The 1,457-nt window shown below is 70.6% G+C and carries 1 protein-coding gene and 1 pseudogene; both read left to right on the top strand.

Annotated features, from left to right (window positions below):
• Nucleotides 1–332, top strand: a pseudogene (locus tag ACFZB9_RS36895) (beta-ketoacyl synthase); the annotation flags it as partial.
• 46 nt (nucleotides 333–378) lie between these two features.
• Nucleotides 379–1,457 (top strand): beta-ketoacyl synthase N-terminal-like domain-containing protein (locus ACFZB9_RS36890; RefSeq protein ID WP_391454544.1); only part of this gene is annotated, 1,079 nt, incomplete at its 3' end.

Raw genomic sequence — 1,457 nt, 5'->3', positions numbered from 1 at the left:
CCCTCAACACCGCCACCGGACTCCAACTCACCGCCACCCTCATCTTCGACCACCCCACACCCGAAGACCTCGCCACCCACCTCCTCACCGAACTGTCGCCGGCCGCCCAGTCGCCGGTCGACACCGCACTGGCCGGCCTGACCGGACTGGAAACCGCGCTGTCCTCGATCGCCTCCGACGACACGGACCGCGCCCTGGTGACACAGCGTCTGAAGACGCTCCTCGCCCGCTGGAACGGCGACAGCGACGTGTCGACAGGCGGGAACGACCTCGATTCGGCCACGAACGAGGACCTCTTCGACCTGATCGACAAGGGGTTCGGGGTCTCCTGACCCCGCCGGCCTACGCAACCACTCATCCCTGAGGAGCTGAATCCACTTGTCCGAAGACGACAAGCTTCGCGAATATCTGAAGCGCGCCATCACCGACGCCCGTCACCTCCAGCGCCGTCTGCGGGAGGTGGAGGACAAGTCGCGGGAGCCGATCGCCATCGTGGGCATGGCCTGCCGCTATCCCGGCGGCGTCGGGACGCCCGACGACATGTGGCGGATGGTGTCCGAAGGCACCGACGCCATCGCGGGCTTCCCGACCGACCGCGGCTGGGATCTGGAGGGTCTCTACGGCCCCGAGGCGCGGGAGAGCGGCAACGCCACCCCGCTGGAGGGCGGATTCCTCTACGACGCCTCCGAGTTCGACGCGTCGTTCTTCGGCATCTCGCCGCGTGAGGCGATGGCGATGGACCCGCAGCAGCGACTGCTGCTGGAAACCTCCTGGGAGGCCCTGGAGCACGCGGGGATCGACCCGCACTCCGTCCAGGGCAGCCGAACCGGCGTGTTCTTCGGCGGCACGTCCCAGGACTTCGCCGGACTGCTGGCCACGTCCGCGAAGGGCGGCCAGGGCCACGGTCTGACGGGCACCACCGGCAGCGTGCTGTCCGGACGGGTGGCCTACACCCTGGGCCTGGAGGGTCCTGCGCTCACGGTGGACACCGCCTGCTCGTCCTCGCTGGTGGCGCTGCACCTGGCCGTCCAGGCCCTCCGCAAGGAGGAGTGCAGCATGGCGCTGGCCGGCGGCGTCTCGGTGATGTGCACGCCGATGACCTTCACCGAGTTCTCCCGCCAGGGCGGCCTGGCCGCGGACGGACGGTGCAAGGCCTTCGCCGGTGCGGCCGACGGTACGGGCTGGGGCGAGGGCGTCGGCGTGCTGGCCGTGGAACGGCTCTCGGACGCACTGCGCAACGGGCACCCGGTGCTCGCGGTGATCCGCGGCAGCTCGCTCAACCAGGACGGCGCGTCGAACGGTCTGAGCGCGCCCAACGGTCCCTCGCAGCAGCGGGTGATCCGCCAGGCGCTCGCCGACGCCGGGCTGTCGGCCGCCGAGGTGGACGTGGTGGAGGCGCACGGCACGGGCACGACGCTGGGCGACCCGATCGAGGCACAGGCACTGCTGGCCACCTA

It is taken from the genome of Kitasatospora sp. NPDC008050 (assembly GCF_042957465.1).
GTDB lineage: Bacteria > Actinomycetota > Actinomycetes > Streptomycetales > Streptomycetaceae > Kitasatospora.
Note: the sequence above shows the minus strand (reverse complement) of the source record. Positions and strands in the feature narration are given on the sequence as shown.